20 protein-coding genes, 1 pseudogene and 1 riboswitch are annotated in these 25,646 nt (G+C 72.1%); of the genes and pseudogenes, 12 read left to right on the forward strand and 9 right to left on the reverse strand.

Translation table 11 applies throughout. From position 1 onward, the window contains the following. Positions 1-14 precede the first annotated feature (14 nt). The 7 genes from CIK81_RS04055 to CIK81_RS04085 all read left to right on the forward strand — a co-directional run bounded on the left by CIK81_RS04055 (position 15) and on the right by CIK81_RS04085 (position 8,740). The gene (locus CIK81_RS04055; RefSeq protein WP_096164615.1) at positions 15-692 is read left to right on the forward strand and encodes a DUF2291 family protein; all 678 of its coding nucleotides are present in this window, start codon (positions 15-17) and stop codon (positions 690-692) included. Next, a complete protein-coding gene (locus tag CIK81_RS04060; protein ID WP_096164614.1) occupies positions 689-2,230 on the forward strand; it encodes a sugar ABC transporter ATP-binding protein in 1,542 nt (513 codons plus the stop codon). The genes CIK81_RS04055 and CIK81_RS04060 overlap by 4 nt, the downstream gene beginning before the upstream one ends. A gap of 26 nt (positions 2,231-2,256) precedes the next feature. Further along, positions 2,257-3,459, forward strand: a complete 1,203-nt coding sequence (locus CIK81_RS18690; RefSeq protein WP_255411047.1) for an ABC transporter permease — start codon at positions 2,257-2,259, stop codon at positions 3,457-3,459. 103 nt (positions 3,460-3,562) lie between these two features. Then, complete coding sequence (locus CIK81_RS04070; protein WP_096164612.1) at positions 3,563-4,576, forward strand: D-ribose ABC transporter substrate-binding protein; 1,014 nt, start codon at positions 3,563-3,565, stop codon at positions 4,574-4,576. 354 nt (positions 4,577-4,930) lie between these two features. After that, positions 4,931-6,310: an RbtT/DalT/CsbX family MFS transporter gene (locus CIK81_RS04075; protein ID WP_096164611.1), complete on the forward strand. Its 1,380-nt coding sequence runs from the start codon at positions 4,931-4,933 to the stop codon at positions 6,308-6,310. 48 nt (positions 6,311-6,358) lie between these two features. Next, a complete protein-coding gene (locus CIK81_RS04080; protein WP_096197075.1) occupies positions 6,359-8,071 on the forward strand; it encodes a dihydroxyacetone kinase family protein in 1,713 nt (570 codons plus the stop codon). A gap of 198 nt (positions 8,072-8,269) precedes the next feature. Then, positions 8,270-8,740 carry a ribose-5-phosphate isomerase gene (locus CIK81_RS04085; RefSeq protein ID WP_096164609.1) on the forward strand — a complete coding sequence of 157 codons (471 nt, stop codon included), beginning with the start codon at positions 8,270-8,272 and terminating at the stop codon, positions 8,738-8,740. 12 nt (positions 8,741-8,752) lie between these two features. On the opposite strand, the pseudogene CIK81_RS04090 reads toward CIK81_RS04085, so the two are convergent. The 4 genes and pseudogenes from CIK81_RS04090 to CIK81_RS04105 form a co-directional block, all read right to left on the reverse strand. Further along, positions 8,753-10,221, reverse strand: a pseudogene (locus CIK81_RS04090) (MFS transporter). A gap of 23 nt (positions 10,222-10,244) precedes the next feature. After that, positions 10,245-10,736, reverse strand: coding sequence for an NUDIX hydrolase (locus tag CIK81_RS04095; protein WP_096164607.1), 492 nt, complete (start codon positions 10,734-10,736; stop codon positions 10,245-10,247). Between the two features lie 58 nt (positions 10,737-10,794). After that, on the reverse strand, positions 10,795-12,654 hold the full coding sequence (locus tag CIK81_RS04100; RefSeq protein ID WP_096164606.1) for an urea amidolyase family protein: 1,860 nt from the start codon (positions 12,652-12,654) through the stop codon (positions 10,795-10,797). Continuing rightward, a complete protein-coding gene (locus CIK81_RS04105) occupies positions 12,651-13,421 on the reverse strand; it encodes a LamB/YcsF family protein (protein WP_096164605.1) in 771 nt (256 codons plus the stop codon). Before CIK81_RS04105 ends, CIK81_RS04100 begins: the two co-directional genes overlap by 4 nt. Positions 13,422-13,559: 138 nt before the next feature. On the opposite strand from CIK81_RS04105, the gene CIK81_RS04110 reads away from it, so the two are divergent. Continuing rightward, the gene (locus CIK81_RS04110) at positions 13,560-14,486 is read left to right on the forward strand and encodes a hypothetical protein (protein ID WP_141393702.1); all 927 of its coding nucleotides are present in this window, start codon (positions 13,560-13,562) and stop codon (positions 14,484-14,486) included. Positions 14,487-14,510: 24 nt separating this feature from the next. Here CIK81_RS04110 and thiE read toward each other — a convergent pair whose 3' ends face one another. Continuing rightward, positions 14,511-15,185: a thiamine phosphate synthase gene (thiE, locus tag CIK81_RS04115; protein WP_241963925.1), complete on the reverse strand. Its 675-nt coding sequence runs from the start codon at positions 15,183-15,185 to the stop codon at positions 14,511-14,513. A gap of 237 nt (positions 15,186-15,422) precedes the next feature. Then, a riboswitch (TPP riboswitch) is annotated at positions 15,423-15,529 on the forward strand. Between thiE and thiO the strand changes: the two genes are divergently transcribed. The 4 genes from thiO to moeB all read left to right on the forward strand — a co-directional run bounded on the left by thiO (position 15,524) and on the right by moeB (position 19,105). Then, positions 15,524-16,750, forward strand: a complete 1,227-nt coding sequence (gene thiO / locus CIK81_RS04120; RefSeq protein ID WP_114355445.1) for a glycine oxidase ThiO — start codon at positions 15,524-15,526, stop codon at positions 16,748-16,750. Its footprint overlaps the riboswitch before it by 6 nt. After that, the gene (gene thiS / locus CIK81_RS04125; RefSeq protein WP_096164602.1) at positions 16,747-16,995 is read left to right on the forward strand and encodes a sulfur carrier protein ThiS; all 249 of its coding nucleotides are present in this window, start codon (positions 16,747-16,749) and stop codon (positions 16,993-16,995) included. Before thiO ends, thiS begins: the two co-directional genes overlap by 4 nt. 86 nt (positions 16,996-17,081) lie before the next feature. Beyond that, the gene (locus CIK81_RS04130; RefSeq protein ID WP_096164867.1) at positions 17,082-17,912 is read left to right on the forward strand and encodes a thiazole synthase; all 831 of its coding nucleotides are present in this window, start codon (positions 17,082-17,084) and stop codon (positions 17,910-17,912) included. Further along, positions 17,909-19,105 (forward strand): molybdopterin-synthase adenylyltransferase MoeB, encoded by a 1,197-nt coding sequence (moeB, locus tag CIK81_RS04135; protein ID WP_114355446.1) that lies wholly within the window; start codon positions 17,909-17,911, stop codon positions 19,103-19,105. Before CIK81_RS04130 ends, moeB begins: the two co-directional genes overlap by 4 nt. Here moeB and CIK81_RS04140 read toward each other — a convergent pair. From CIK81_RS04140 to CIK81_RS04155, 4 genes are all read right to left on the reverse strand, one after another. Next, the gene (locus CIK81_RS04140) at positions 19,102-20,109 is read right to left on the reverse strand and encodes a Sir2 family NAD-dependent protein deacetylase (protein ID WP_114306703.1); all 1,008 of its coding nucleotides are present in this window, start codon (positions 20,107-20,109) and stop codon (positions 19,102-19,104) included. The two genes, moeB and CIK81_RS04140, sit on opposite strands and share 4 nt — an antisense overlap. Positions 20,110-20,305: 196 nt before the next feature. Continuing rightward, complete coding sequence (locus tag CIK81_RS04145) at positions 20,306-22,012, reverse strand: DUF222 domain-containing protein (protein ID WP_114355410.1); 1,707 nt, start codon at positions 22,010-22,012, stop codon at positions 20,306-20,308. A 162-nt stretch (positions 22,013-22,174) separates the two neighbouring features. Continuing rightward, the gene (locus CIK81_RS04150; protein ID WP_114355411.1) at positions 22,175-24,307 is read right to left on the reverse strand and encodes a hypothetical protein; all 2,133 of its coding nucleotides are present in this window, start codon (positions 24,305-24,307) and stop codon (positions 22,175-22,177) included. Further along, positions 24,304-25,599: an ABC transporter substrate-binding protein gene (locus tag CIK81_RS04155; RefSeq protein ID WP_096164598.1), complete on the reverse strand. Its 1,296-nt coding sequence runs from the start codon at positions 25,597-25,599 to the stop codon at positions 24,304-24,306. Before CIK81_RS04155 ends, CIK81_RS04150 begins: the two co-directional genes overlap by 4 nt. Between the last annotated feature and the right edge of the window lie 47 nt (positions 25,600-25,646).

A 25,646-nucleotide genomic window follows, 5' to 3' on the forward strand; every position in this document is an offset into this window, starting at 1 on the left:
CAGGAAGGATCGGCATGAGCACTGCAGCTGCCGACGCACCCCCGGCCGCCCCTCGTCCCGCGCGACGACACGTCAAGCACGTCGGCCGCTGGATCGGCGCCGCCCTCACCGTGATCGCCCTGCTCGTGGTGGTCCTGGGCACCAAGGTGGTGCCCGACGGCCAGGAGCAGGAGCTCGCAGGTCCCGCCGAGTTCGACAAGTCCACCTTCGGCGCCGAGGAGTTTCCCGCCGTCCAGGAGCAGATCACGGAACGTGCCGTCCCGGCGACCGAGCTCGCCCCCGCCCTGCTGGAGGATCCCGAGGCCACCGCCGAGGAGCACGGCATCGAGGCCGCCGGCAACACGGTGTACTCCACGACCTTCACCGGCACCGTCGGCGAGGGACAGGCAGGGATCTACGACGTGGCGATCGAAGGCATGCCCGAGGACGTCACGGTGCGCCTCCAGACCGGCCCGGCCATCAACGGCACCGAGCTGCGCGATGCCACCGGCAGCTACGACTTCGGCCAGTTCACCAACCAGATCGAGTTCCAGGACGCCGGCGCCGCGCTGAACGACGAGATGAAGAAGCAGGTGCTCGATCCCGTCGACCCGAGCACGCTGAGCGGGAAGACCATCACCGTCACGGGCGCCTTCACCGCCATCAACCCCGAGGGCTGGCTCGTCACCCCCGTCTCCCTGGAGGTCCAGTGAACACCGCGGCGGACGCACAGCACCCGGCCCGGGACGTCGTGCTCGCGGCCCGTGACATCGTGAAGACCTACGGCGGCACCCGCGCCCTGAAGGGCGTGAACTTCGAGATCCACCGCGGCGAGGTCACCACGCTGTTCGGGGAGAACGGCGCCGGGAAGTCGACGCTGATGAAGATCCTCTCCGGGGTCGAGCAGCCCACCTCCGGGCAGATCGAGCTGGAGGGCGAACCCGTCTCCTTCGCGACCACCACCGAGGCCCGCGACCACGGCATCGCGATCATCCACCAGGAGCTGAGCCTCGCCCCGAACCTCTCGGTGCGCGACAACATCTACCTGGGCCGCGAGATCACGCACGGCGGGAGGGTCGACTTCGCCGAGGAGACCCGTCGCACCGCGGCCCTGCTCGAGGACATGCACCTGGACGTGAGCCCGTCGGCGCTGGTGGGCGACCTGCGGGTCGGACAGCAGCAGATCGTCGAGATCGCCAGGGCGCTCTCGATCGACGCACGCATCCTCATCATGGACGAGCCCACCTCCGCCCTCGCGGCGAAGGAGGTCGAGATCCTCTTCGGCATCATCGACGAGCTCACCGCCCGCGGCGTCTCGCTCGTCTACATCTCGCACCACCTGGAGGAGGCGCTGCAGGTCACCGACCATGCGGTGGTGCTGCGGGACGGGAGCATGACCGCCCGCGGCCGTCGCGAGGAGATCGACCTCGACTGGATCGTGCGGCACATGGTCGGCGAGAACTTCGACCTCGGATCCCCTCCGCGGGGCCACGAGTTCGGCGAGAGCGTGCTGCGGATCGAGGACCTCACCGTGCGCGATCCCGAGAACCCCGAGCGCGCCGTCGTCGACGGGGTCTCGCTCGAGGTGCGCGAGGGCGAGATCGTCTGCGTGTACGGGCTGATGGGCGCGGGGCGCACCGAGATGCTCGAAGCGGTCGCCGGTCGTGGCGAGATCGCCGGCGGTCGCGTCCTGCTGCGCGGCGAGGACATCGCCGCGCAGTCGCTCCGCGAGCGGCTGTCCCGCGGGATCGGTCTGGTCCCCGAGGATCGCCAGCGCGACGGGCTGGTGCAGACCATGACCGTCGGCCAGAACCTCACCCTCGCGAGCATCAAGCAGTTCCTCCATCGCGGATTCACCTCGCGCCGGGCGGAGGAAGACCTGGCCACGGGCCTGATCAAGGACGTGACCGTGAAAGCTCCCGGACCCGGCGTCGGCATCGGCTCCCTCTCCGGCGGCAACCAGCAGAAGGTCGTGATCGGCAAGGTCCTCGCGACCCGGCCCGACGTCATGCTCCTGGACGAGCCCAGCCGCGGCATCGACATCGGCGCGAAGGCCGAGGTGTTCGGCCTGCTCGCCGAGCGCGCCCGCGAGGGGCTCGCCGTCCTCTACTCCACCTCGGAGATCGACGAGTGCTTCAGCATCGCGCACCGCATCGTCGTGCTGCGCCGCGGGAGCATCTCCGCCGAGTTCGGGCCCGACGCGGCGAAGGCCGACGTCATGGCCGCCTCCGGTGAAGTCGTCACCTCCTGACCCTGCCCCACGAACGGATACGCATCATGAACTCCACCGCCGCAGGCACCGCCCCCAGGAAGCTCGACATCTCGAAGCTCCTCATCGAGAGCCGGGCCTTCCTGGCCCTCGCGCTCATCATCGTCATCTTCTCGCTGCTGTCCCCGAACTTCCTCACGGTCAACAATCTGCTGATCATGTCCTCCCACGTGGCGATCTTCGCGCTGCTGTCGCTGGGTCAGCTGCTCGTGGTGCTCACCGGGGGGATCGACCTCTCCGTCGGCTCGATCCTCGGCTTCACCGCCGTGATCGCCGGATTCCTGCTGCGCGGCGTGCCGATCAGCATGTTCGGCGTGACCCTGTACCCGAACGTCCCGGCGGCGGTGCTGATCGCGATCGTGCTCGGCGGGGCGCTCGGACTGATCAACGGCGTGCTGGTCGCGAAGTTCAAGGTGGCGCCGTTCGTGGCGACGCTGGGCATGCTCTACGTGGTGCGCGGCTTCGCGCTGCTGATGACCAACGGCCGCACCCTCAACGACCTCTCGGGGGACGAGGCGCTGGGCAACACGGGCTTCGAATGGCTCGGCTTCAACCGTGTTCTGGGCATCCCCGCCGGAGTGCTCATCATGGCCGTGATCGCCCTGGTCATCGCCGTGGTGCTGGGACGGACGACCTTCGGCCGCTGGCTGTACGCGACCGGTGGCAACGAGCGGGCGGCGCAGCTGTCCGGCGTGCCCGTGCGGAGCGTGACGATCTGGGTCTACGTGGTCTCGGGCCTGTGCTCGGCCGTCGCCGGCATCATCCTCGCCTCGACCCTGACCAGCGCGAGCCCCACCGCCGGGAACACCTACGAGCTCACCGCCATCGCCGGCGTGGTGATCGGCGGCGCGGCCCTCTCCGGCGGTCGCGGCACCGTGCGCGGCACCCTGCTGGGCGCCTTCGTCATCGGCTTCCTCTCCGACGGCCTGGTGCTGATCGGCGTCTCCGCCTACTGGCAGACGGTCTTCGTGGGCGCCGTCATCGTCGTCGCCGTCCTGCTCAACACCCTGCAGTACGGCCGCCCCGGCAAGGCGAGCAGGGCCGGGCGGAAGACCGGCGGGGTCGGCACGCCCGGTGGGCCCGGTGAAGCCGGTGGGCCCGGTGGGCCCAGCGGTCCTCGGGCACCGAGCGATCCCGGCGGCTCGAGCGAGAGCGCTGGGCCTGCTGGGCCCGCTGGGTCCGCTGGCCCCCGCTCCCCGTCCTCCGACTGACCGACCCCCGATCCGACCCGTCCTCATCCACCCCGCTCACCGCATCTCGCGCACGAGCTCCGATGCCTCCCCACCGGCGGCATCCCTCCGAAAGGAAGACATCATGGAACGCAGGCATTTCCTCTCCGCTCTCGGCATCGGCGCCGCGACGGCCGGCCTCGCAGCGTGCTCCGGCGGCTCCGACGACTCCGGTGACTCGGGTGGTTCCGGCGGCGGTTCCTCCGACTCCGGTGGCGGCGGGGCCGACGGCGGCCTCATCACGATCATCGTCAACGACCCCTCGAACCCCTACTGGAAGACGGAGGGCGACGTCGCCGCCGCGAAGGCCGAGGAGCTCGGCTACACGACCACGATCGGTGCCCACAAGGGCGACACCAACACCGAGAACACGCTGGTGGACACGGCGATCTCGAACCAGTCGGTGGCTCTGATCATGGATCCCGCCAACGCCGACGGCTCGATCGGCACCATCAAGAAGGTCCTCCAGGCGGACATCCCCGTCTTCCTCATCAACGCGGAGATCAACGAGGCCGGGCTGGTCAAGGCGCAGCTGGTCTCCAACAACGCCCAGGGCGCGGCGCTCGGCGCCCAGGAATGGGTCGAGCGCATGGGGGAGGAGGGCACCTACGTCGAGCTGTTCGGCCTGCCCTCGGACAACAACGCCCAGACCCGGTCCAACGGCTTCACCACCACGATCGCCCAGTACCCCGATCTCGAGAAGGTCGGCGAGGAGGTCGCGGACTGGGACCGCACCAAGGGGCACGACAAGGCGCAGTCGCTGCTGCAGGCGAACCCGGACATCACGGGGCTGATCTCGGGCAACGACGAGATGGCGCTGGGCGCGATCGCGGCCCTCAAGGAGGCCGGGGCGCTGGACGGCATCGTCGTGGGCGGGTTCGATGGCTCGCCGGACGCCGTCGAGGCGATCAAGAACGGCGAGCTGGCCTACACGGTGCTGCAGCCCGTCGCGCAGTTCGCGGAGCTGGTGATCGAGATGGCCGATGACTTCCTGCGCAACGGCACCGAGCCGGAGGAGGAGAAGCAGGCGCTGGACTGCATCCTCATCACCGAGGAGAACGTCGACAAGATGACGGCGCCGTTCACCTACACGGAGTGAGTCGCAGCACTCGCGCGAGGGGTCGACCGCGCGGGTGCGGAGGGTGGGGGCCGACGCCTGCGGGTGGCGTCGGCCCCCGTCGGCGCCCGACATCGGACCCGCTGCCGTCGTGGCGGAACACACGCCGGGACGCCCACCGGGTACGCGTACCCCGACCACGTATCGGGAGCAGATGCCGGGGCCGCAGGCCGCGAGCACTCCTCGGGAACACACGTCGGTTCTCGTCGGAACATTTGTGCTTGACGTATGTTCGGACGAGGCCTATGGTCATCCCGTCCCGCGCCGGCCGAGCCGTGCGCGAGTCGTGCACGAGGGCCGGGCGACCGGTCGCGCCCACACGAAGGAGTGTCCTGTATGAGTTCGACGACCGAAGCATCCGGTCAGGTCGACGCGCCGGACGGACGGGAGACGTTCCTGGATCGTCTCGGCATCCCGCATGTCCTGCGCTGGGGCTTCCTCGGCGTGCTGGTCTTCATGACCGGCAACGGCATCGAGTCCAACTTCGTCTCCACGCACATCGCCACGACCTTCGGCGGCGGCGACGACAAGATCGACCTCGCCGCCAAGATCATCGCCGCGTACAGCGCCGCGGTGCTGGTCGGTTCGTACCTGGCCGGCGCCCTCTCGGACCTCATCGGCCCGCGCCGCGTGATGGCGCTGGGCCTGGCCGTGTGGGTGGTCTTCCAGCTCGCCTTCCTCGGCTCGCTGCAGCTCGAATCGATCCCGCTGATCGCGATCTCGTACTTCCTGCGCGGCTTCGGGTTCCCCTTGTTCGCCTTCGCATTCCTGGTGTGGATCAACGCCGTGATCGACAAGGAGCGCAACGGAGCCGGCGTCGGCTGGTTCTACGTGATGTTCACCGGCGGCTTCCCCACCCTGGGCTCGATCGTCGCCGTGGCCCTGATCCCCGCCTTCGGCAGCGGCTTCGTCGGTGAGACGGGCGCGATGCTGGCGTCCACGGCGATCGTGGTGATCGGCTTCCTCATCGCCTGGTTCGGCGTGCGCGAGAAGCACGGCTCGATGAGGCTGGCCCCCGAGGGCGAGTCGTCGTCCGGCGTGATCCTCTCCGGTCTGCGGCTCACGTTCACGAACAAGCGCATCGCGATGGGCTTCCTGACCCGCCTGATCAACACTGCGCCCGAGTTCGGCATGTTCATCATCCTGCCCAACGTCATCGCCGGTTCGATCGACGACGGCGGACTGGGCTGGAGCCAGTCCCAGTGGCTCGTGATGACCGCGATCGTCTACGCCGGGAACATCCTGTTCAACGCCGCCTTCGGCACGCTCGGCGACAAGTGGGGCTGGACGAAGACGGTGCGCTGGTTCGGCATCCTCGGCTCCGCGATCGGGCTGCTGGCCTGGTGGTACGTGCCGCACCTGGTCCCCGCCGGCTCCGACTGGGGCTTCGTGGTCTCCGTCATCGCCGGCACCGTCTTCGGCATCATGCTGGCCGGCTTCGTGCCGCTGGGCGCGATCATGCCCGCGATCGCTCCCCGGCACACCGGTGCGGCGATGGCGATGTACACCACCGCCGCCGGCGGTGCGACCTTCCTGGGGTCCGCCGTGGTCGCGATCGTGCGTCCCTTCGGCGGCAACGTCGGCGTGGTCTGGGCCTTCATCCTGCTGTACGCCTGCGCCTTCACGATGACCTTCTTCTTCAACGTCCACCAGCCGCGCCTGCACGGACCGGCCGTGGACGACGACGCCGAGGCCGACGCGCCGACCGTCGCCTGACCGTCGGACGCCCCTCGCCCTGCAGTTCCCACCTGAGAGAGACGTGTGATGACCTACCTCTTCGATGATCCCAAGTCCTTCCCCGCCGACGCCGTGGAAGGCCTCGTGGCCGCCCACCCGGAGGAGCTGCTCCAGGTGCACGGCGGCGTCGTGCGCAAGAACGCGACCCCTGCGGGCCAGCCGGCGCTCGTGGTGGGCGGCGGCTCCGGCCACTACCCGGCCTTCGCCGGATGGGTGGGCCCGGGCTTCGCCCACGGCGCCCCCTGCGGGAACATCTTCTCCTCGCCGTCCTCCGACCAGGTGTACTCGGTGGCTCGCAATGCCGAGAACGGCGGCGGCGTGATCCTCGGCTTCGGCCACTACGCCGGCGACGTCCTGCACTTCGGTGTCGCCGCCGAGAAGCTGCGCGCCGAGGGCATCGACGTGCGCATCGTGGCCGTCAGCGATGACGTCGCCTCGGGCCAGACGGGCGAGCACCGCGATCGCCGCGGCATCGCCGGTGACCTGCCCGTGTTCAAGATCGCCGGCGCCGCGATCCAGGCCGGTGCGGATCTCGAGGAGGCCGAGCGCCTGGCCTGGAAGGCGAACGACGCCACCCGGTCCCTCGGTGTCGCCTTCGACGGCTGCACGCTGCCCGGAGCCGATGACGCGCTGTTCCATGTCCCCGAGGGGAAGATGGCGATCGGGCTGGGCATCCACGGCGAGCCCGGCATCGACGAGACCCCGATGCCGTCGGCCGCGGAGCTCGCCGAGGTGCTGGTGGACGGCGTGCTGAAGGAGACCCCGGAGCTCGACTCCGAGCGCGTCGCCGTGGTCCTCAACGGCCTGGGCACCGTGAAGTACGAGGAGATGTTCGTGGTGTGGAAGCACGCCGCACAGCTCCTCGCCGACGCCGGCCTCACCGTGGTGCGCCCCGAGGTGGGCGAGCACGTGACCAGCCTCGACATGGCCGGGCTCTCCCTGACGGTGATGCGCCTGGACGACGAGCTCGAGCAGCTCTGGCTCGCCCCGGCCGACACCCCGGCCTTCCGTCGCGGCGGCACCGTGGGCGGGGAGCGGGGCGAGGAGCGCGGGGAGCTGTACAGCCCTGGAGAGGATCCGATTCCCGAGGCCACGGAGGAGTCGCGCGATAGCGCCCGCACGATCACCTCGATCCTCGGCGAGGTCGAGTCCCTGCTGGTCGAGCTCGAGCCGGAGCTGGGCCGGATGGACGCGGTCGCCGGGGACGGCGATCACGGCCAGGGCATGGTGCTCGGCATCCGCGCCGCGCACGCCACGGCGCAGCGGGCCGCCGAGAACGGGGCCGGCGCCCGTACTGTGCTCGTGCAGGCCGGGGCGTCGTGGTCCGCCGACGCCGGCGGCACCTCCGGTGCGCTCTGGGGCGCGGCGCTGACCAGCCTCGGCAGCGCGTTCGCGGACGATACGGCGGTGGACGACGAACAGCTCCTGACCGGGCTCGTGCAGGCCGTCGAGGCCGTCGAGCGGCTGGGGCGTGCGAAGCCCGGAGACAAGACGATGGTCGACGCCGCCGTGCCCTTCCGCGAGTCCCTCGCCGAGGCGAAGGGCTCTGGCTCGTCTGCGGCCGACGCCGTGGCCGCGGCCGCGGAGAAGGCCACCGCCGCCGCCGAGGACACCGCCGACATCGCCGCCACCATGGGGCGCGCCCGCAACCACGGCGACAAGTCGGTGGGCACCCCGGACCCGGGCGCGATCTCCTTCTCGAAGATCGTGACCCTGCTGGGCGAGCAGCTGTCCGCCTGAGACGGCCTCCCTGCGGGGCGGGCGGCCGTCCGCCCCGCGCGGGAGACCACCGATCGGTCGGACGCCCTCGGTCAGGGAACACTCCGCCGCTCGTCCGCGTTGCGCTGGGGAGAGGTTCCCGGGGCTCGGGGGAGAGGGCCGACCTCGAATCACTACGAACCGCTACGAACCACCACGAACCACTACGAAGGAGCAGTCATGGGCTGGAAGATCGTCACCGGATCCGACAACGCGGGCTACGGCCACAAGAGCGCGCTGAAGGAGCTGCTGGAGTCCGATCCGCGGGTCGACGAGGTCATCGACGTCGGCGTCACCGGGCGCGAGGACGGCACCTACTACCCGAACGTCGCCGTCGAGGCGGCGGAGAAGATAGCTGCCGGTGAGGCCGACCGTGCGCTGCTGGTCTGCGGCACGGGCCTCGGCGTCGCGATCGCGGCGAACAAGGTCTCCGGCATCCGTGCCGTCACCGCGCACGACCTGTACTCGGTGCAGCGCTCGGTGCTCTCGAACAATGCGCAGGTCCTGTGCATGGGTGAGCGTGTGGTGGGCCTCGAGCTCGCCAAGGAGCTCGTGAAGGTCTGGCTGGACCTCGAGTTCGATCCCGAGTCCTCCTCGGCCGCCAAGGTCGACGCGATCTGCGCCTACGACGGGTCGCTCGAGCAGGCCTGAGGCCTCCCGAGCTCACTGCGCCAGCGCGCGCCCTCGTTGTTCCGGCAGGGTGAAGGCGGCTGCCGCTGCGAGGGCGAAGGCGATCGCGAAGCAGACGAAGGCGAGGGTCTGCCCGCCGGCCACCACCAGCACCGGCACCAGGAACGGGGCCAGCATGGAGGCGATCCGGCCGAACGCCGCCGCGGCGCCCGTCCCTGTGCCGCGCACTGCCGTCGGGTACAGCTCGGGTCCGATCGCGTACAGCGCGCCCCACGCACCGAGGTTGAAGAAGCTCAGCGCGCAGCCGGCGGCGATGATCGTCGCCTCGGAATCCGCGAGCCCGTACCCGATCGCGGAGAGCGCGGATCCGGTGAGGAACACGGTCAGCGTCCAGCGCCGACCGAGCACTTCGATCAGCCAGGCGGCCATCGCATAGCCCGGGATCTGGGCGAGCGTGATGATCAGCGTGAAGGTGAAGGACTGGGTGAGCGTGAATCCCCGCTCCACCAGCAGCGTCGGGATCCAGATGAAGGCGCCGTAGTAGGCCAGATTGATGCAGAACCATACGGCCCACAGGCCGGCGGTGCGCCGGCGCAGCGCGCGCGACCAGATGCCGCCGGTGCTCTCGACGGTGTCGGCCTGAGGGATCTCGCCCACGGCGTCGGGAGCCGCGGCCCGAACCGTCGCCTCACTCGCCTCACTCGCCTCGCGCGGCGCCGGCGGCGGCGTCGGCGCGCGACGGTGCGCTCGGCCCGTCGGCCGTCTGCGCGCGCGGCGCTCTGCTCCGCGGCCTCCTCGAAGCTGCGCACGATGGTCTCGGCCTCGTCGTGCCGGCCCTTCTGCTCCAGGAATCGCACCGACTCGGGCATGCCCCACCGCACGACCAGCGAATACGCGGCCGGCACGAGGCCCACTGCGAGCGCCCACCGCCAGCCCGTCGGCCCCGACGCCGCGACGAAGGTGCCGATCACCGCGGCGAGGATCCAGCCCAGCGCCCAGAACGCCTCGAGCCAGACGATCACGCGCCCACGGATCCGGGCCGGGGCGAACTCGCTCATGAGCGTCGAGGCCACGGGCAGCTCCGCGCCGAGGCCCAGCCCGACCACGAAGCGCAGCACGATCAGGGTGCCCACGCCCATCGCGAGCGCCGAACCACCGGTGGCGAGGCCGTAGACCAGCAGTGTGAGGGCGAAGACGGACCGTCGGCCGATCCGGTCGGCGAGCAGCCCGCCCACGCTCGCGCCGATCGCCATGCCGGCGAACCCGGCGGAGGCGATGAGGGAGCCGTCGCCCTTGGAGATCCCCCAGTGCACGCTCAGAGCGGCGATCACGAAGGAGATCAGTCCCACGTCCATCGCATCCAGCGCCCAGCCGATCCCGGAGGCGCCCAGAAGCTTGCCGTGCTTGCGGGTGAAGGGCAGGCGGTCCAGCCGCTGGGACCTGGTCAGCGAGTGCTCGGCCTGCGGTGCGGCCGGCACTGACGAGGAGGTGCTGGGTGTCATCGTGTTCTCCGAAAGGGGCGGGGTCAGCGCTGGGCGTGGGCGGCGAGGTCCAGCTCGGCCTCGCCGCGCAGCACCGCGAGAGCGCGCCGAGCGCGAGCACCGCCCCAGGGGGAGAGGATCTCGGCGTCCGCCTCGTCGATCAGCGCCCAGTCATCGAGCTCCTCGACCTGAGGCACCACGGTCGCCTCGAGCTGAGCGCGGGGGATCACGCCCGCGTCGAAGACGAAGTGCACGCCCATCGGGGCGCTGCGGGCAGCACTCGAGGGCATCCAGTCGATCGCGAGCAGACGCCCCACCTCCAGGTCCAGTCCGAGCTCCTCGAGGACCTCCCGCCGGGCGCAGCGCCGAGGGTCCTCCCCGGGATCGACGCCGCCGCCGGGCAGCAGCCAGTGGTCGCGGTAGTTCGGCTTCTCGACGACGAAACGGCCGTCCTCATCGCGCAGGATGACGGCGCCGGAGCTGATCACCTTGGGCAGGGAGGCGAAGTAGGCAGGATCCGGGAGCAGACGAGGCATGCCCCTATCGTGGCACCGTCGGGCGCTGCGGGGCAGGGGCAGTCCGCGAGCGGGCGCCTCAGTCCGCGGGGACGAACCGCACAGTGCTGCCCGGGGCCGCTTGGGCCAGCAGGTCCAGTCCCGCCCGGGTGACGACGGCGAGCACCGGATAGCCGCCGGTGCTCGGATGATCCGGCCCGAACACCACCGGCAGCCCCGACGGCGGCACCTGGATCGCGCCGGGCACCGTCGCCTCGCTCGGCAGGGAGCCCGCCCCCTCCGGCACCGGCAGGGCCGGGCCGTCCAGGCGCACCCCGATGCGGTCGGAATCGCCGCGGACCGTCCACTGCGTGCTGGTCAGCGCATCGAGCGCCTCGCTGCCGAGCAGCTCGTCGCGGGGCCCGGCGTGCACGCGGATGCGAAGGGACGGGGCTTCGGCCGACGGGGAGCGCTCGTCGGCCCCGGAGGCGTGCTCCTGCTCCGATTCGCGCTCCGCTCCCGTCGGACCCGGCGCACGGTCGGGCACCGCATCGAGGCCGTGCACGGGGCCGATCAACAGCACATCCCCTGCCTCCAGCGGGGCGGGGCCCAGCCCGGAGAGCGTGTCGCGGGACAGGGAACCGAGGACGGCGCCGGATTCTGTGCTGGCTCCTGGGCTGGCTCCTGCGCTGGCTCCTGGGCCGGGATCGGCGGTCGTCCGCCGCACTCCCCGGACCCCGCCGCGGATCGCGAGGAGACGGCGCAGACCCTCGGCGGGGGGACCGATGACCAGCACGTCCTGGGGATCCAGGGCGATCGCATGGTCCTGGGCCTCGGCCGGCTCGAGCTCGAGCTCTCCGACCTCGGGATCGGTGCGGTGCACGGTGAGCGTGCCGGGCGCACCGGAGACGGCGACGACCGTCGGGACCAGCGCCCGCAGCCGCACCGGGCCCCACAGCGATTCGAGCACGGCCGCGCGCGGGGAGTTGCCGACCGCGACATCGGCCCGCACCAGCGCGCCACGATCGAAGGCCCCCGACGCGCTCACGCCGATCGCCCCCTGACCCGCACGCCCGCCATCCTGCAGGAGCAGGAGCTGCCCGGGGGCGAGCACTTCGAGTGCGGGCCGAGCATCCTCCAGGGGCACGGCCCGGGCACCCCGCCGACGGGCCAGCCTCGATGGCACGGCAGCGGCCTCCGAGCGCGCTCGGGCCAGCGCCGAGGTCGTCGCCGAGAGGCGCGAGACGGCCCGCTGGGCGGTGAATCGCACGCGCGTCCCGGGGGTGAGCAGCGCCGGCGGCGTGCGCGCGGTGTCGAACAGCTCGGCCTCGGTGCGGCCGATCAGCTGCCATCCGCCGGGGGAGGAGCGGGGATAGATGCCGCAATAGCGGGCGGCGAGTCCCACGGCGCCGGCCGGGACGGCGGTGCGCGGTTCCGCACGACGGGGCACGTCCCACGGGGGCCCGGGCGAGCCCGACCCGTCCGTCTGCGCGGAGACGACATCGGAGGCGTCGGGGACGTCTCCGGGCACGAGATACGCGAAGCCCGGGGCGAAGCCGCCGAACGCCGCCGTCCAGGTCGCACCGGTGTGGGCGGCGATCAGGGCGTCGGGGCTGAGACCGAGCAGCTCGGCTACCTCGGTGAGGTCCTCGCCGTCGTAGACGACACCGATGCTGCGCTCGGTGCCCGCGCTCTGCTCCTCGCCCGGTGCCGGGAGATGGTCGAGCAGCGCGCGCAGCGAGTCGAGGTCCCGGGCTGCGGTGCCGGACAGCAGCAGGGTGGTCTCCGCAGGCACCAGATCCACCAGGTGCGGCGGATCCAGGGCCTGGACGGCCGCCGCCGCGGCGAGCACCGAGGCGGTGTCCGGATACTCCGCGAGCAGCGCGGACTCCCCCGCGCGGTGCACCGCGCGGGGCGCAGCGAGACGGGTCCCCTCGGAGGGCGCGGACGGGCTGGTCACAGGGCCGCCTCGAGCAGCACGCCGGCGCCCTCGAGCGTCGAGCGGACCGCGCGGGCGAGCTCGACGGCACCGGGGGTGTCCCCGTGCAGGCACAGCGAGCGTGCCGGCAGAGCGATCCAGGAGCCGTCGTCGGCGCGCACCCGCTGCTCGGTCGCGATCTGCAGGGCCTGTGCGGCCACGGCCTCGGGATCGGTGAGCACGGCGCCGACCCGGCTGCGCGGCATGAGCGTGCCGTCGCGGAGATAGGCGCGATCGGCGAAGCCCTCCAGGACCACGTCGATGCCTGCCTTCTGCGCGAGGTCGACGACGACGGCGCCCGGTGCGGCCACCAGCGGGAGGTCCCCGCCGAGCTCCGTGAGCGCCTGGACGACCGCCCCCGCCTGGCCCTCGTGGTGGGCGATCGCGGAGTACAGGGCGCCGTGCGGCTTCACCCCGCGCACCGTCGTGCCCGCAGCCCGGGCCATCGCCTGCAGACCTCCCACTTGGACGACCACCTGGTCGACGAGATCGGCCGGAGCGATGTCGAGGAAGCGTCGGCCGAAGCCCTGCAGGTCCGGATAGGCGACGTGCGCGGTGATCACGACGGACCTGTCCGCGGCGGCGCGGGTCGCCGCGCGCATCGTGCCGGGGCCCCCGGCGTGCCCCCCGCAGGCGACGTTCGCCGTGGTCACGACGTCGAGCATCGCGGCGTCGTCGCCCATCGACCAGTCGCCGTAGCCCTCCCCGAGGTCGGCGTTGAGATCGAGCGGCGCGGGCAGGGCGGTCATCGGCGAGCGTCTCCTTCGATCGGTGCAGCGGTGCTCATCCATTATCGGCCCTCGGCGGCCCGGATGTCGTCGGACGGCCGCGGAGGCCTGTCGAGGGGCGAGGGCTGACGGGCAACGGGCGACCGATACTGTCGAGGCATGAGTCAGAGCTCCGACAGACCGCACCCCGCCGGCCCCGCTCCGTCGGCCACTGCGTCGTCGGGCCACGGGTCATCGACCCCGGGCGCGGTGCCTGACCTTCCGGGCGGCCTGACCTCGAACGATCCTGCCTCGCCGATCCGCTACACGGCAGAGGATGCCGCGGCGGCCGCCGATGTGCTGCGTCGCGGCGAGGAGGGCCAGGCGGAGCTGCTGGTGTCGCTGACCGACGAGCAGATCGCGGCCCTGGACGGCTATGAGCGACGTCAGTTCACCGCGACCCCGTGGCTCGAGGAGCAGGGGGAGCATCGGCGCCTCGCCGCGGCCGTGGGCCTGCGCGCGCTGATCGCCGCCGGACGCGTCAGCGCCCTCGCGGATCCGGGAGGCGGCGAGCCGAGGTGGCGGGCGGATCCGGAGATCGCCGGCTGCCTGGTGCTGCGCCGCACCGCGACGCTGTTCCTCACGGCTGAGCGCACCGTGCAGACCCCGCAGGGCCCGGAGGTCCAGCGCCTGCACTACTGCGTGCACGACGACGGGGTGCTCGAGGAGGAGGTGACCGCGCTCGGCATCCATCGCTTCACCCCGCTGCGCCTCGAGCAGGCCATCGCCCGGCTGGTCGTCCTGATCGACCCCTCCGGGGTCGCCGCGGGCGAGGGGCAGCCACAGCGAGTGCGCTCCTCCGAGCTCGCCACCAGCGCGATCGGTCAGCAGCTCGCCGCGACCCGTGCCCTGACCGTGCTCACCGTCGTGCGCACGGCGGACGGCTCGGTGCAGCAGGCCAGCAGCTATGCCACGGCGGACGCAGTGCTCACGATGGAGGCGCTGGACCCGGGGTCCGAGGATCCGCAGCTCGAGTTCCGTGCGGTCGGCCCCGCTGACCTGCGCGCCCTGGCGACCGTACTGGTCAGCGGCGGCGGGGCCGGCTGAGAAGGACTCGTCGGCCCCAGGGCCTCAGACCTCCCGGACCAGGGCGTCCCGCAGAGCCCGCGCGGCGGCTTCGGGGTCCCTCGCCGCGGTCACGGCGCGCACCACCACGATCCGCTCGGCACCTGCCTCGCGCACCTCGGGGACGCGGCCGACGTCGATCCCGCCGATCGCGAAGAACGGCGTCGGCGCCTGGCTGGTCGAGGCCAGCTCGGCGGCGGCACGCGGCAGCTCGAGTCCGATGGCGGCCCGGTCCGGCTTCGTCGGCGTCTCCCACACCGGGCCGGTGCAGAAGTAGTCGATCCCGGGATCGGCCTCCGCCTCGCGCATCTGCTCGATCGTGCGCGTGGAGCGCCCCACCAGGACCTCCGGGCCCACCAGTGCGCGCGCATCCTCCGTGGTCAGATCGCCCTGACCGAGATGGAGCACGTCGACCCCGGCGAGCACGGCGACGTCGGCCCGATCGTTCGCGGCGAGCAGGTCGCCGTGGGCCTCGGCGACGGGACGCAGCGCCCGCAGCGCTTCGACCTCGGCGCGTGCTTCGGCGTGCTTGTCCCGCACCTGGAGGATGTCGACGCCCCCGCGGAAGGCCGCCTCGGCGAAGTCGAGCAGCTCGGGCAGGCCCCGCGAGAGGTCCACGCACACGTACAGGCGCGCGTCGGCGAGAGCGCTGCGACGCCGATCTCCCGCCTCGTCCCTCACGACGCGGCGGCGCACTGGTTGGACCGGCTGGACAGGCTGGGCCGGCGGAATCGGCTGGACCGGCTGGACAGGCTGGGCCGGCGGAATCGGCTGGACCGGCTGGGGAGTGCCTGACGCGGACGGAGCGTCGGTCGACGTATCCGGGGGAAGATCGGGGTTCATGGCAGAAGCGTCCCACAGGAGCTGGGCCCGATGGCTGCGGGGTCCCGCGCTCCGGTCCGCCCACGGCGTAGACTCGGGGCGTTCCGTGGGAGCCCGAGACGACGGGCTGAGAGGGCGCGCCGCGCCGACCACCAGCACTGGATGCGGATCATGCCGCCGTCAGGAGGAATGCGCTCATGCAGCGTGTCACCGTCATCGGAGCGGGCATCGTCGGCCTGCTCACCGCTTTCGAGCTGCGCCGTCGCGGCCACCGTGTGCGGCTGCTGTCCGAAGGGATCGCCGAGGGCGCGAGCTTCGCCGCCGCCGGGATGCTCGCCCCCGCCGCCGAGATCCAATACGGCCAGGGCCCCTTGTGGGACATCATGCGCGAGGCAGGAGATCTGCATCGTGACCTGGCCCGTCGTCTCCCGGACGCGGGCTATCGCGACGACTCCACGCTCGTCGTCGGCCGAGACGCCGCGGACCTCGCCGCCCTCCGGGACCTCGCCGCCGTGCAGCGCTCGACCGGCGCCGAGGTGCGCGAGCTGACCGGTGCGGCCCTGCACCGCGAGGAGAGCGCGCTGCGACGCGGTCTCGCCGGAGGCACGCTGCTCGCCCGTGACCATCAGGTCGACCCGAGGCTGCTCGCCGCTGCGGTCCGCGCGGCGCTGACGGCGGAGACCGCGGAGCACGTCGGCCCGCCCGTGGAGGTCTGCTGTGAGACCGTGACCTGCTGTGACGACCTGTCCGCCGACCGCATCGTCCTCGCCGCGGGCCTCGGCGTCCCTGCGATCGACGGACCGCATCGTGCGCTGGACCTGAACCTGCGACCGGTGCGGGGCGACATCCTGCGCCTGCGGGTCCCGCCGTCCCTGCTGCTGCCCGGGGAGGAGAACCTGGTGGCGCACACGGTCCGTGCGATCGTCCGCGGACGCCCCGTCTACCTCGTGCCGCGCGCCGACCGCACGCTCGTCCTCGGCGCGACCAGCCGCGAGGACGATCTGGCGGGCACCTCCGCGGGCGGGGTGCTCCAGCTGCTCCAGGATGCTGCGGAGATCCTTCCTGCCGTGCGCGAGACCGAGCTGATCGAGGTCACCACGCGCGACCGCCCCGGCACGCCCGACGACCTCCCGCTGCTGGGCGCGGTGCCGGGGGACGAGCGCGTGATCATCTCCACCGGCTACCACCGGCACGGGATCCTGCTGTCGGCGTGGGCCGCCCGCCGCACCGCCGACCTGATCGACGAGATCCCGCCTGATCCCTCGACGGCGGCGCTGCTGCATGCTGTGCGCCCGCACCGCTTCACCCGCGGAGCCGTCGACGACCCCGCCGCTGCCTCTGCCCCCTCCAGCACCACATCCACCCCCTCCAGCACCACATCCACCACCGAGTTCTCCGTCCCTGCTCTGGAAGAAGCCCGATGACCAGCATCATTCCCCTCACCGTCAACGCCGAGGACCAGTCGGTGCCCTCCGGATGGACCGTGCGCGACCTCGTCGCCGCGCGTCTGGGGCAGAGCGTCGGCGAGGACGGTCGTGCGGCCGACGGCAGCCCGCTCGGAGTGGCCGTCGCTCTCGACGACGCCGTCATCCCTCGCAGCCGATGGTCGGCGACCGCGCTCGCCGACGGCGCGCGCTGCGAGATCGTCACCGCTGTCCAGGGAGGCTGACCATGACCACGACCGACATCACCACTGACAACCGCACCGGCACCACCGCCGGCACGACTGCCGGCACCACTGCCGATCGCGCCGGGATGGGCGCTGCGGCGCCCGCAGACGATCCACTGGTCATCGCCGGGGAGTCCCTCTCCTCGCGCCTGATCATGGGCACCGGCGGCGCGACGGACCTCGCCGCACTGGAGCGCGCCCTCGTCGCGTCCGGCACCGCGCTGACCACCGTGGCCATGCGGCGCTTCTCCACACAGACCCGTGGCTCCGTGTTCGAGATGGTGCGCCGCCTCGGGATCCGCGTGCTGCCCAACACCGCCGGCTGCTACAGCGTGCGCGATGCCCTGCTCACCGCAGAGCTCGCTCGCGAGGCGCTCGAGACCGACTGGGTGAAGCTCGAGGTCATCGCCGATGACGAGACACTCCTTCCCGACGGGGTCGAGCTGCTCGAGGCGACCGAGGAGCTCGTGCACCGCGGCTTCACCGTGCTGCCGTACACGAGCGATGACCCCGCCCTCGCCCGGCGCCTCGAGGACGCGGGCGCCGCCGCCGTGATGCCGCTGGGCAGCCCGATCGGCACCGGGCTGGGGATCCTGAACCCCCACAACATCGAGCTGATCTGCGAGCGCGCGAACGTCCCGGTCGTGCTCGACGCCGGGATCGGCACCGCCTCCGACGCCGCGCTCGCGATGGAGCTCGGCTGCTCCGCCGTGCTCGTGGCCAGCGCCGTCACCCGCGCGCAGGACCCCGAGGCCATGGCCCGCGCCATGGATCTCGCAGTGCGGGCGGGCCGCGCCGCCGCCGGAGCCGGACGCATCCCGCGCCGCCGCCTGGCCCTGGCCTCCTCCGCCTTCGACGGCCTCATCGACCCGGTCCAGCAGAGCGAGGGCAGCGGGCGGGAGGCCGAATCGTGGTGACCCCGCAGACCCACCAGGCCGGCCCGACCCTCCCGCCGCTGGTCGAGCCCGGGCCGGAGCTGACTGCCGCGCAGATCGACCGTTACCGCCGCCAGATCACCCTTGCGGCGATCGGCACGCTGGGTCAGCGCCGCCTGGGCGCCGCTCGGGTGCTCGTGATCGGCGCGGGCGGTCTCGGCACCCCGGCGCTGCAGTACCTGGCCGGCGCCGGCATCGGCACCCTCGGCGTGGTCGACGACGACGTCGTGGACCTGTCCAACCTGCACCGCCAGGTCATTCACGGCACCGACGTGCTCGGCCGCCCCAAGGTCGACTCGGCCGCCGCCGCCGTGGAACGGATCAATCCCGAGGTCAATGTCGAGACCCACCCGGTGCGGCTGAGCGCCGAGAACGTCGTCGAGCTCGTGCGCGGCTACGACCTCGTGCTCGACGGGGCCGACAACTTCCTCACCCGCTACCTCGTGGCCGACGCCAGCGAGATCACCGGCGTGCCCGTGGTGTGGGGAGCGATCCTGCGCCACCACGGCCAGGTCAGCGTGTTCTGGCCAGGCCGGGGAGCCCACTACCGGGACGTCTTCCCCGAACCGCCGGCCCCCGGGGAGGCCCCTTCGTGCGCCGAGGCCGGGGTGCTCGGCACCCTGCCCGGTCTGATCGGCACGATCATGGCCTCCCAGGTGATCCAGCTGGTCACGGGCACGGGAGAACCGCTCGTGGGGCGGCTCGCGCTGTGGGACGAGGCCACCAGCTCCACGCGCACGCTGCGCATCGAGCGTGATCCCGCCCGGCGACCGGCGACGCGGGTGGAGGTGCCCGCAGCGCTGGATCCGTCCTGTCAGGTGGGTGGTCCGACGGCCGACGAGACCCTCGATGTGCCGGCGCTGCACCACCTGCTGTCCACCGGCGTCACGCTGATCGACGTGCGCGAGCCCTGGGAGACGGCTGCCGGCACGATCGACGGGGCGCTCACGGTTCTGCTCGGCGAGGTGCTCGACCGTGGCGCGGACGTGCTGCCGGGCGGCGCGGGCGGCGGCGAGGTGGTCCTGTACTGCCAGGGCGGGGTGCGCTCGGCGCAGGCTCTCGAGCGCCTGCGTGCTGCCTGGGGCGGCCGAGAGGGCCACCTCCGTCATCTCGACGGCGGGTACGCGGCCTGGCGGGCCGCCCGGCCGGGAACGTCGTCGGGCCCGACGGACTAGCCGAGTCCGGTCGTCTGTCGCCAGCGCTCCAGCACGACCTCGAGGCGACCGTGCAAGCGCAGCGTGGCATCCGGATCGGCGCGAGTGGGACCGTCGTTGAGGATCACGACCGGTGTGTGCTGGCGCCCCGCCGCGCGCACGAAACGCAGCCCGGATTGCACGGTCAGGCTCGACCCGAGCACCAGCAGGACCTCTGCCCGCTCCAGCGCGTCGAAGGCGGCGGCGACGATCTCGGGCCGTGCGGATTCGCCGAAGAACACGACGTCGGGCTTGAGGATCCCGCCGCACAGCGGGCAGGGCGGGTAGCGGAAGGAGCTGGTGCGATCCACCTCGGCGTCCCCGTCGGGGGCCTGGGCGGCGTCGGCCGCGAGTGCAGGGAGGCGCGCCGCGAGCCCAGGATTCATCGCCAGCATCCGCGCGTGCAGCGTCGATCGGGAGGAGAGCGCATCGCACTGCTGGCAGCGCACCCGGTCCAGGCGACCGTGCAGGTCCAGCACGGGATCGGACCCGGCCCCCTGGTGCAGACCGTCGACGTTCTGGGTGATCACGGCGGTCGGGGTGAACAGCTCCTCGCCGAGCGCGGCGAGCGCGAGGTGGGCGTGACCGGGACGGGCCCGGTTGAACTGCTCCCAGCCGACGGTCGAGCGGGCCCAGTAGCGCCGCCTGGCCAGGTCATGCCCCATGAACTCCTGGTAGGTCATGGGCGAGCGCGGAACGGCGTCCCGGCCGCGATAGTCGGGCAGCCCGGACGCGGTGGACATGCCCGCACCGGTCAGCACGGCGACGGCTCGATCACGCAGGATGTCAGCGCCGGCGGCGAGCTGATCCGCGGAGCTCTGACGCCCGTACTCGGCGCCGGCCATCGGGCCCCAGGCGGGGGAGCGAGGGCCGCCGCGCGTGGGGCCGGGGCCGTCCAGGGGCGCGCTGGTGGCGGAGGAGAACCATCGGCCGACGTCCGCTGCCGGACCGGCCCGGGCCGCCTCGCGTTCCGTGCTGCTGCTCATCGGTCGAGCGTAGGCGGTCAGCGGTGCGTGGTGGCGGGCTGCGACTCGGCTCCCCGCGAAATGGGCATCAGGAGCCACGATGACGTAGGGGGCGATCGTCGTCAGGGCTGGCTGAAGGCAGCCGGACGAGCCGGTGCCTGTCTTCTTGCTTGGCTGCCTGACTGCTTGGCTGCCTGACTTGCCAGCTGCCTGCTCATCACGTGCTGTCGCGGGGCAGCTGCTCGTCGACGGCGTGTGGGTCGTCTCCGTGCGGCAGATCGTGCTGGCCGGGTGGATCAGTGACGTGTGGCGGATCGCCGTCGTCCGCTTGATCGTGGCCTTGATCAGCAGCGTGGTCGGGAGCCCGCTCGGCGGCGGGTGAAGTGGCGGATGCACTGGCGGGTGCACTGGTGGGTGAAGTGGCGGGTTCGGCGGCGGGATCGGCCGTCCGGTCCACTGTCGCGGCCTCGACCTGTGGGGAGGTGAGGGCGACAGGCCCGGTCTCCCGGGTGGCGCCGGTGCGACTGGTCCAGGTCACGCGATGTCCGGAGCTGTCTGGCTCGCGCTCGACAGCCGCTGTCTGCTCTTCCTTGTCATTGCAGAAGGCGCACAGCCCCTGTCCGTTGTCGAGGCAGGTGTGGCCCCCGGCCGCGTGGGGCTTGATGTGGTCGGCGTGCCTGATCGGGGCATTGCAGAACGGCCCGCGGCAGGTCATGTCCCGCCAGCGGATGAAACGGGCCAGGGCCTTCGGGAAGACTCGGCCGATGGACTCCACCGCGACCAGCTCACCGGTGGTGGGGTGCGTGTAGAGCCGGCGCAGGGCGAGCTTGGCCGCAGCAGTGTCCGTCCCCAAGGACTCCTCGGCGCCGTGCGTGAGGGCGCGCAATCCGTCTTCGACCTCAGCGCGCACCGCCTCAGCCGTGATCGGCCCGTACCCCTCGATCTGCGCGAGGTCCCCGCACCCGGGGTTCAGCAGTGCCCGATCGGTGATGATCACGCCGAGGTCAAGGTCGGTACGGTCGATGCCGTCCTCCAGGCCGAGCAGCGACGCGACGAAGGAATCCGCTTGAATCTGCTGATGGCCGCGCCGGTCCCCGCTCGCACGGAGACGCTCGGCCTCCAGCGAGAGGCGCTTGCGGATCTTCATCGCATCCATCGCGGGAAGCCGCGCGGAGACCACGGCCATCCCGTGCTCACCTCGGCGGACGCTCACGCTGCGTCCCTGCCGTGCATGCGCGTGCCGTCGGGCCTCGCCCTCGGGGTCGGACTCGGCGATGGCCGCTGCGACCTCGCCGCGCCACTGCTCGGTGCCGCAGCCGTCCAGCGGCGCGAGGCGATCTCCGAGGAGGGCATCGACCTGCTCGCGACGAGCAGGGGTGAGGGCGGCGACCGAGGCGGCGGTGGACCGGGCGGCGCCCTCGCTGAGCTGGCCCTTCGCCACGGCGCGCAGCATCACAGGCATCGACTCGACCAGGCGGCGGGCGGACGAGAGAGTGCGGCCGGCGAGCGCCGGCGATCGCCGCGTTCTCATCGAGACGTCCCGAATCGCGGCGCGCTCGGCGCGACGCTCCGTCTCCTCGAGCGCTTCGACCGCATCGGGCTCCTGCGCCGCATCGGCATCGGCCGTGGCTCGGTCCTCCTCCCGGAATGCGTCTGCGAGAGCGACGATGCAGCGCATCTCCAAGGCATCCATCGCGGCCCGCTGCTCGTGCAGGCGCCGGAGCACGTCGGAGTACTGGCTCGAGGAGCCGGGAGCCGGGGAGAAGAGGCCGGAAGGCTGCGTAGCCAGTTCGACCAGGAGGAACCCCTGATCGCCCAAGAGCTCCGCCAGCGCCGTCGGGCCGCTCGTGCGCACGGCGTCGAGCAGCTGCCGGGCGGGGTCATCGCCCGCCGCTGCCTCGGTGCCCTGCGCGAAGTGGTTCATGCACTCCATGATTCGCGGGCCGCAGCGCTCCGGACACCGCGGATCCGGGATCGGGGATAACCACCCTCTGTGGAGGAAGGGTCGGGCTCGGGGCTCGGGGCTCGGGGCTCGGGGCTCGGGGCTCGGAGGCTCGGCGAGCTCGGGAGGTCGGGAGCTCGGGGCTCAGAGCTCCGTCAACGGCCCGGGCAGCGGCAGAATGCCCTCGTGCCGCGCGCCCCACGTGCGAGGCAGACCAGGAGAGACCGGGCCGTCGTCCTCCCCGGCGGCCATCAGGGCGAGCGCGATGAGCGTGCCCCCGTTCGCCGGCAGATAGGCGGGCAGGCCAGGGCGCTGAGGGAAGTGCCCGGCACCATCGCAGCGGTTCTTCACGGTGGGCATCAGCAGGGCGTCGACCGCGGTCTCCGGCCGACGCAGCCGAGCGGCTGTCATCGCGAGCGCGGGATAGTCCCATCCCCAGGTCGAATCCCAGTCCCACTCGGCCAGAGCGTCGTCCAGCGCGGCGCTCGCCGCGGCGGCAGGGATCGTCCCGGTGGGCGGCACCATTCCGTAGGCGAGCAGGTGGGACGGATGATCGGAGCGTTCCATCGCGGGGTCCGCTCGGAACGTCGAGAGCACCCCATCGGCCCGCAGCGGCGAATAGATCCTCCGGGCGATCGTCGTCAGCTCCCCGGCGTCCCGGGCATCACGACGGCTGCGCCAGCGGTCGGCCACGCGCAGCGCCCAGGCCACGTAGGCGAGTTCGAAGGCGGGGTCCTGCAGGCGCGAACGGTCCTCGACGTGCCGCTCCTGGGCTCCGATGAGCGGAGCGCCGAGACCGAGGCGCTCGCCGTCGGGCCGCAGCAGGTCCACCAGGCACAGAGCGCTCTGCTCGACGACCTCGACCAGGGTCGGATCCAACGCAGCTGCGGGATCTGCACGGCGCAGCAGCTCCGCCAGGTGGATCGGATGGGGCTGCTGCCACAGCAGGAACGGCCCGATGTCGCTCGGGGAGTCGTGGAGGTCAGGGCCGATCTGCTTGGGCCAGCGTGCGCCCCGGCAGCCCTGGCGCCGGGCCGTCTCCCGGGCCGATGGCAGCGCCGAGACATAGAAGTCCAGACTGCGTCGCAGGGACGCCGCATCACCCCACAGGGCGAAATGCGCGGCGTGCCACCAATGCATCTCCAGGTGGAACTTCCCGCGCCACGAATTCGCGAGCAGACCGGTCTCCGCCGGAGGGAGGGTCCCGGCCGCATGCACCCGCTGGGTGTAGCGCGAGAGAACGGCCCGACGCTCCAGCTCGTGAGCCCGCGGATCCGTGGCCTGGCCCAGGTCGAGCACACCGGTGGACTCCCAGTGCTCTGCCCAGAAGCGGGCTGACCGCGCCCGGATGCCCGCGCCGCTCTCGGCGCTCACGGCGCCCTCGGCGCCCTCGGCGCGGCCGGGCAGGGGGAGGGCGGGCACCTCGCGGGGCACCAGCTCGAGCACCACGTCGAGCACGCCGTCGCGCGGTGCGGACTCCCCGATCCTGAGCGGTGCGGACGCTCCGTGCCCGGTGCCAGCCGCGTCGCCCGTGCCGCTGGCCCGCAGTCGCACCTCGTGCGCGTCGGTCTGCTCCGCCGTCGCACCGTGGACGAGGACGTCATAGGCCAGGTCATCGAGCCGCCGACGGATCCGCCCGCCCTCGCAGCGCGTGCTGTGCGCATCGGGCTCCTCCCAGCTCGCGGCGCGCTCCCAGCCGGTCGACCCATACGGAAAGCTCAGGGCCAGATCGAGACCCGGCGCCTCGACGCGGAGCGCGATTGCGTCACGCTCGGGATCGGCCGACGTGATCACCGTGCAGGCCCGCCCGCGGTACCGGAAGGACGAACGGATCGTCCCGCTCCACAGGTCCAGGTGCTGCGTCGCCCCGGTGATCTCCGCGGCCGACGGACGGGCTCCGCCGTCCCGGTCCACGAGCGCGAAGCGCATCAAGGAGACCTTGTGCGGGTTCTCCCGGAACCAGGCGGCACCGGGCGAGGGGCTCTCGGTGCCCCCGGGCAGATCGAGGTACGGCACCGGCCCGCGCGGTGAGGAGTAGGAGCGCAGCAGGCTCTCCCACGGTGCTGGCGGCTCGCCGGGCATCGTGTGCCAGCCCCATTCGGCCAGTGTGTTGAGCCGCTCCTCGTCGCTGCCGGGACCGGCGAAGGTCTGCGTCCCGGTACGGTCCACGCCGACGGCGAAGCGCCCATTGCCGACGGACAGGATCGCATCGTCGGCCCACGTCAGGCGCGGATCATGACGCGAGACGACCGCGCGCCGGTCGATCCGCGCGCTCATCCGGCGACGGCCGCGACGGCCTCGGTGTGCCAGGCCTGCGCCGCCTCCTTCGACGAGGCGGAGCCGAACAGCACGTCGTTCTGGTGCCGGGGCGTGATCTCCTCGACGGCCGTGGAGCCCGCCGGGCCGACCCACGTGGGCTTGAGGTCCATCTCGCCGAGATCGGAGATGTACTCGACCTCTCGCCGAGCCGTCTCGCCGAGCTCGGGAAGGATCGCCTGGCGCACCGACTCGACCGCCGGCACCCCACGATCGGTGAGGATCAGCTTCGCCGCCTCGGGGTCGTTGATCAGGAAGTTCACGAAGGTCGCCGCATTCTCGGGGGAGCCGGTGCGGGCGGAGATCGTGTAGAGCTGCGAGGGCTGGAGCCACACCCCGGTCTCGGTGGACTCGCCGGGGACCTTCACGATCTCGAGCTCTTCTCCGGAGGCCTCGGACAGTGCGGTCAGAGAGCTGGACCAGGTGAGCATGAACGCGGCGAGCCCGCGCCCGATCAGGGTCTGCTCGGGGCCGACGTCGGTGAGCTCGACCAGCTGATCCGCTCCCGGGGAGGCGTTGGTGTCCACCAGGAGCTTCGAGTATTCGAAGAACGCCTGCACGGTCGCGACGTCCACCCCGATCTCGCCGTCCTCGGTGTAGAGGATCTGACCGTGCTGGCGGGCCCAGAGGTCGATGGAGTCGTGGGAGAAGACCGTCCCGGAGCCGAAGGTGCCGTCGGGCGTGTTCTCGCTGACCGCCTGTGCGGCCTCGGCGAAGTCGTCCCAGTCCCAGGTCTCGGTGTCCGGCAGCTCGATGCCCGCGGCCTCCAGCACCGCGCGGTTCACGACCATGCCGGGAGCGTTGATGCCGGTGGTGACGGCGACCTGGGTGCCTCCGACCTGGCCGCTGGACAGCGCCGCATCGTCCATCGCGGAGAGATCGAGAACGTCCTCCACGGTGCTCAGATCCAGCAGGACGTCGCGCGCCGCGTACTCGGCGGGGTAGGCGCCGCCCATGGTGATCACGTCGGGTTCGTCCCCGGCGGCGACGGACGTGGCGAGCTTGTCGAAGTATCCGGAGATGTCGCCGGGCTCGGCGCTGATCTCGAGGCCCTCATGCTTCTGGACGAACAGATCGATCACTTCCTGAGTGGTCGCGGCTCGTTCGGGGTTCCCCCACCAGGAGAACCGCAGCGTGTCCTGGCCCTCGTCGGACCCGCCGCCGGAGGCGTTGGGCCCGCAGGACGCGAGCGTGCCTGCGGCGAGCGCGCTGAGCGGCACCGCGGTGAGGGCCGTGCGTCGGGACAAGGTCATGGGGTCTCCTCGGGGCGGGGCAGTGCGGGGGCGGGCTGCGTCTGGTC

The sequence above is a fragment of the Brachybacterium sp. JB7 genome (genome assembly GCF_003335205.1).
In the GTDB taxonomy this organism is placed as follows: domain Bacteria; phylum Actinomycetota; class Actinomycetes; order Actinomycetales; family Dermabacteraceae; genus Brachybacterium; species Brachybacterium alimentarium.

What these genes read in the sequence shown, in the direction of transcription:
- CIK81_RS04095 (WP_096164607.1), bottom strand. Translation starts at nt 10,736, where the DNA reads ATGCCTCGTCTGCTCCCGGATCCTGCCTACTTCGCCTCCCTGCCCAAG.
- CIK81_RS18690 (WP_255411047.1), top strand. Translation starts at nt 2,257, where the DNA reads ATGAACTCCACCGCCGCAGGCACCGCCCCCAGGAAGCTCGACATCTCG.
- thiO (WP_114355445.1), top strand. Translation starts at nt 15,524, where the DNA reads ATGCAGCGTGTCACCGTCATCGGAGCGGGCATCGTCGGCCTGCTCACC.
- thiS (WP_096164602.1), top strand. Translation starts at nt 16,747, where the DNA reads ATGACCAGCATCATTCCCCTCACCGTCAACGCCGAGGACCAGTCGGTG.
- CIK81_RS04105 (WP_096164605.1), bottom strand. Translation starts at nt 13,421, where the DNA reads ATGACCGCCCTGCCCGCGCCGCTCGATCTCAACGCCGACCTCGGGGAG.
- CIK81_RS04055 (WP_096164615.1), top strand. Translation starts at nt 15, where the DNA reads ATGAGCACTGCAGCTGCCGACGCACCCCCGGCCGCCCCTCGTCCCGCG.
- CIK81_RS04155 (WP_096164598.1), bottom strand. Translation starts at nt 25,599, where the DNA reads ATGACCTTGTCCCGACGCACGGCCCTCACCGCGGTGCCGCTCAGCGCG.
- CIK81_RS04080 (WP_096197075.1), top strand. Translation starts at nt 6,359, where the DNA reads ATGACCTACCTCTTCGATGATCCCAAGTCCTTCCCCGCCGACGCCGTG.
- CIK81_RS04130 (WP_096164867.1), top strand. Translation starts at nt 17,082, where the DNA reads ATGGGCGCTGCGGCGCCCGCAGACGATCCACTGGTCATCGCCGGGGAG.
- CIK81_RS04070 (WP_096164612.1), top strand. Translation starts at nt 3,563, where the DNA reads ATGGAACGCAGGCATTTCCTCTCCGCTCTCGGCATCGGCGCCGCGACG.
- CIK81_RS04145 (WP_114355410.1), bottom strand. Translation starts at nt 22,012, where the DNA reads ATGAACCACTTCGCGCAGGGCACCGAGGCAGCGGCGGGCGATGACCCC.
- CIK81_RS04140 (WP_114306703.1), bottom strand. Translation starts at nt 20,109, where the DNA reads ATGAGCAGCAGCACGGAACGCGAGGCGGCCCGGGCCGGTCCGGCAGCG.
- CIK81_RS04150 (WP_114355411.1), bottom strand. Translation starts at nt 24,307, where the DNA reads ATGAGCGCGCGGATCGACCGGCGCGCGGTCGTCTCGCGTCATGATCCG.
- CIK81_RS04075 (WP_096164611.1), top strand. Translation starts at nt 4,931, where the DNA reads ATGAGTTCGACGACCGAAGCATCCGGTCAGGTCGACGCGCCGGACGGA.
- CIK81_RS04085 (WP_096164609.1), top strand. Translation starts at nt 8,270, where the DNA reads ATGGGCTGGAAGATCGTCACCGGATCCGACAACGCGGGCTACGGCCAC.
- CIK81_RS04110 (WP_141393702.1), top strand. Translation starts at nt 13,560, where the DNA reads ATGAGTCAGAGCTCCGACAGACCGCACCCCGCCGGCCCCGCTCCGTCG.